We start from the raw sequence: 3,470 nt of genomic DNA, 5'->3' as shown, positions 1-3,470 counted from the left end.
ACATGAACGCCGAGGCGTAGGCGGCGCGGTCCTCGCCGCGGGTCAGCACCGCGACCGTCTCGCCCTCGTGCACACCGGACAGCTCCAGCTGCCGGCGGCAGATGTCGTTGAACAGGCTCTGGTCCATCGGGATGTGGCTCCCTCGGGTCGGGCGAGCGTGACGGGAGCCCGTGGGGCGGCGTCACCGGTCCGATGACAGCCCATCCGGCCCGGTCGGCGTGTCCCAGGATGGGACACGCACCGGGGCCCGGCCCCGGTGTCATGACCGCGAACCCGAGCTCGACTCGTGCCGGACGCGGGCATGGAGGACGCGTGAAACCTGCCACTTTCGACTATCTCCGACCTGCCTCCGCCACGGAGGCGATCGACGCCCTCGGCACCCACCCGGACTCGAAGATCCTCGCCGGGGGCCAGAGCCTCATCCCGATGATGAACATGCGGCTCGCCCGCCCCGCCGTCCTCGTGGACATCGGTGCGATCGCCGAGCTGCAGGGGATCGCCGCCGACGGATCCCTGCGGATCGGGGCGACCACCCGGCAGTCCGACGTGCTGGCCCACCCGGCGGTCCGGCGGCGGTGGCCGCTGGTCGCGGCCGCGCTGAGGCACGTCGGGCACCCCGCCACGCGGGCCCGCGGGACCGTCGGCGGCACCATCGCCCACGGCGAACCGGCCGCCGAGGTGCCCGCGGTGATGCTCGCCCTGGACGCGACCTTCACGGTGCAGGCACGGGGCGGCACCCGGCCGGTCGCCGCGGACGCCTTCTTCCTCGGGCACTACACGACGGTGCTGGACGACGACGAGCTGCTCACGTCGGTCGAGGTCCCGGACACCGGCGCAGCGCATTGGGGGTTCGCGGAGGTCGCCCGCCGCCACGGCGACTACGCGCTCACCGGGGCGGCCGTCCGACTGCGCACGGACGACGACGGGGTCGTCACCGACGCCCGCGTGGCGCTCTTCGCCGTCGCGGCCCGGCCACTGCGGTCGGCCGCCGCCGAGGAGCGGCTCCTCGGCAGCCGGCTCGGCGACGCGGGTGCCGCGGGCGACGCCGGCCAGGTGGCGCTCACCGACGTCGGTGACGACACGGTCGCAGACGACTCGTTCGTGAGCGCGACCTACCGCCGTGAGGCGACTGCGGCGATGGTCCGCCGCGCCGTGCTGGAGGCGGCGACCAACCCGAGGGGAGAGGCGTGATGGAGACCCGGGAGGGCACCGTCGCGGTGGAGATCACCGTGAACGGGGAGAAGCGGGTCGGCATCGCCGAGCCGCGGACGCTGCTGTGCGACTTCCTGCGGCACGGCCTCGGGCTGACCGGCACCCACGTCGGCTGCGAGCAGGGCGTCTGCGGCGCGTGCACGGTCCTCGTCGACGGCCGTCCCGCGCGGTCCTGCCTCACGTTCGCCGTCCAGGTCGAGGGCGCGGACGTCCGCACCGTCGAGGGCATGGCTCCCCCGGGGGCCCTCTCGGACGTGCAGGAGGCGTTCCGCTCCGAGCACGGCCTGCAGTGCGGGTTCTGCACGCCCGGGTTCCTCGCGAGCACCGAGGCGCTCCTCGCCGAGAACCCCGAGCCGACCGACACCGAGATCCGGGAGTACCTGGCCGGCAACGTCTGCCGGTGCACCGGCTACCAGGGAATCGTGGCGGCCGTGCGGTGCGCCGCCGACACGCGGAGGGCACGGTCATGACGCTCGACCACACCGAGCAGGCGCAGGCCCGCCCGGCCCGCTACGTCGGCCGTCCCGTCCAGCGCGTGGAGGACCCGCGGCTGCTCGCCGGCCGCGGGCGCTACCTCGACGACATCACCCTGCCCGGGATGCTGCACGCCGCGTTCGTCCGCAGCCCGCACGCCCACGCGCGGCTCGTCTCGGTCGACGCGTCCGCGGCGCTCGCCCTGGACGGCGTCGTCGCCGTGTACACGGCGGCGGACCTGGCCTGGCTCGCTCCGATGGTCGCAACCGGCCCCCTTCGGGAGGGGATCGTGGCGCACGCCCGGACGCCGCTCGTGTCCGACGTCGCGCGGCACGTCGGCGATCCGGTCGCGGTCGTCCTCGCGCGCAGCCCCTACCTGGCGGAGGACGGGCGGGACCTCGTCGACATCGCCTGGGAGCCGCTGCCGCCCGTGCTCGACCCGATGCTGGCCCTCGAACCGGACGCCCCGCTGGTGGACGAGGCGCTCGGCACGAACAACATCTCCCACCTGGAGCAGTCCGCCGGCGACGTCGAGAAGGCCTTCGCGGAGGCCGACCACGCGGTACGGGTGCGGTTCCACTCCGGGCGCTCCACCGCGGCACCGCTGGAGGGGCGCGGCATCGTCGCGGAGTACGAGGATCGCGCCGGCGGGCGCTACGTCGTCCACGCGTCGACCCAGATGCCACACCTGATGCGGCTGCTCGTCGCACCCGTGCTCGGCGTGCCCGAGGGCCGCCTGACGATCAGGACCCCCGACGTCGGCGGCGCCTTCGGCCTGAAGTGCACGATCTTCCCGGAGGACGTCGTCGTCCCCGCCGTGGCGAAGCTCGCGGGCCGGCCCGTGAAGTGGATCGAGGACCGCTGGGAGAACCTGGCGGCGGGCGTGCACTCCAAGGGCATGCTCTGCACGATGGAGATCGCCGCGAAGGCGGACGGGACGATGACGGCCTTCCGCGGGCACTTCGTCACCGACTCCGGCGCGTACTCCTCCATCCCGTTCACGCCCCTGGTCGACTCGCAGGTCGCGGGCGTGTACCTGACCAGCTGCTACGACGTCCGCAACGTCGCGTACGCGATTGACAACCCGCTGACCAACAAGTGCCCCATCGGCGCCGTCCGGGGCGTCGGGTGGGTTCCCGGCCAGCTCGCGCGCGAGGCCGCGGTCGACCGGCTCGCGCGTGAGCTGGACCGCGACCCCGTCGAGCTGCGCCTGCAGAACATGATCGGCCCGGAGGTCTACACGACCGCGTTCGGCCAGGCCTATGACGGCGGCAGCTACACCGCATCATTGGAGAAGGCGCGCGACGCCGTCGACTACGTCGACTTCCGCGAGCGGCAGCGCGCGGCGCGCGAGGAGGGCCGCTTCCTCGGCGTCGGGTTCAGCCCGTTCGTCGAGCCGACCGGATGGGCGACGGCGAGCGCCGCCGCTGGCGGGCTGCCGAACGGCTTCTACGACACCGCGAGCGTCACCGTCGAGCCCGACGGGTCCGTGACGGTCACGACCGGCCTGCACTCCCACGGGCAGGGTCACGAGACGACACTCGCGCAGGTCACCGCCGACGAGCTCGGCGTGCCGATGGAGGCCGTCCGAGTCGTCTTCGGCGACACGGACACCTCGACCTTCGGGATGGGGACCTACGCGAGCCGCAGCGCGGTCCTCGGCTTCGGTTCGATCCGCGAGGCGGCCGTGCAGGTCCGCGACCGTCTCCTGCGGCTGGCCGCGGCGATGCTCGAGGCCGACCGGAACGACATCGACCTCGTGGAGGGCATGGCCTCGGTCCGGG

General features: G+C 73.8%; 3 protein-coding genes and 1 pseudogene. 3 read left to right on the top strand and 1 reads right to left on the bottom strand.

Going from position 1 to position 3,470, the window contains the following annotated elements; all coding sequences use genetic code 11:
• Window positions 1–127: pseudogene (locus AB7J25_RS30570) on the bottom strand (leucyl aminopeptidase); the annotation flags it as partial.
• Between the two features lie 185 nt (window positions 128–312).
• On the opposite strand from AB7J25_RS30570, the gene AB7J25_RS30565 reads away from it, so the two are divergent.
• The 3 genes from AB7J25_RS30565 to AB7J25_RS30555 all read left to right on the top strand — a co-directional run.
• Window positions 313–1,191: an FAD binding domain-containing protein gene (locus AB7J25_RS30565; RefSeq protein ID WP_428514853.1), complete on the top strand. Its 879-nt coding sequence runs from the start codon at window positions 313–315 to the stop codon at window positions 1,189–1,191.
• Window positions 1,191–1,682, top strand: coding sequence for a (2Fe-2S)-binding protein (locus tag AB7J25_RS30560; protein ID WP_428514851.1), 492 nt, complete (start codon window positions 1,191–1,193; stop codon window positions 1,680–1,682). The genes AB7J25_RS30565 and AB7J25_RS30560 overlap by 1 nt, the downstream gene beginning before the upstream one ends.
• Window positions 1,679–3,470 (top strand): xanthine dehydrogenase family protein molybdopterin-binding subunit (locus AB7J25_RS30555; protein WP_428514849.1); only part of this gene is annotated, 1,792 nt, incomplete at its 3' end. The genes AB7J25_RS30560 and AB7J25_RS30555, both read left to right, overlap by 4 nt.

Origin of the sequence: Pseudonocardia sp., assembly GCF_050246655.1 — a bacterium.
Taxonomy (GTDB): domain Bacteria; phylum Actinomycetota; class Actinomycetes; order Mycobacteriales; family Pseudonocardiaceae; genus Pseudonocardia.
Note: the sequence above shows the minus strand (reverse complement) of the source record. Positions and strands in the feature narration are given on the sequence as shown.

Coding starts and splice junctions, on each gene's coding strand:
- AB7J25_RS30560 (WP_428514851.1), top strand. CDS start 1,191: ATGGAGACCCGGGAGGGCACCGTCGCGGTGGAGATCACCGTGAACGGG.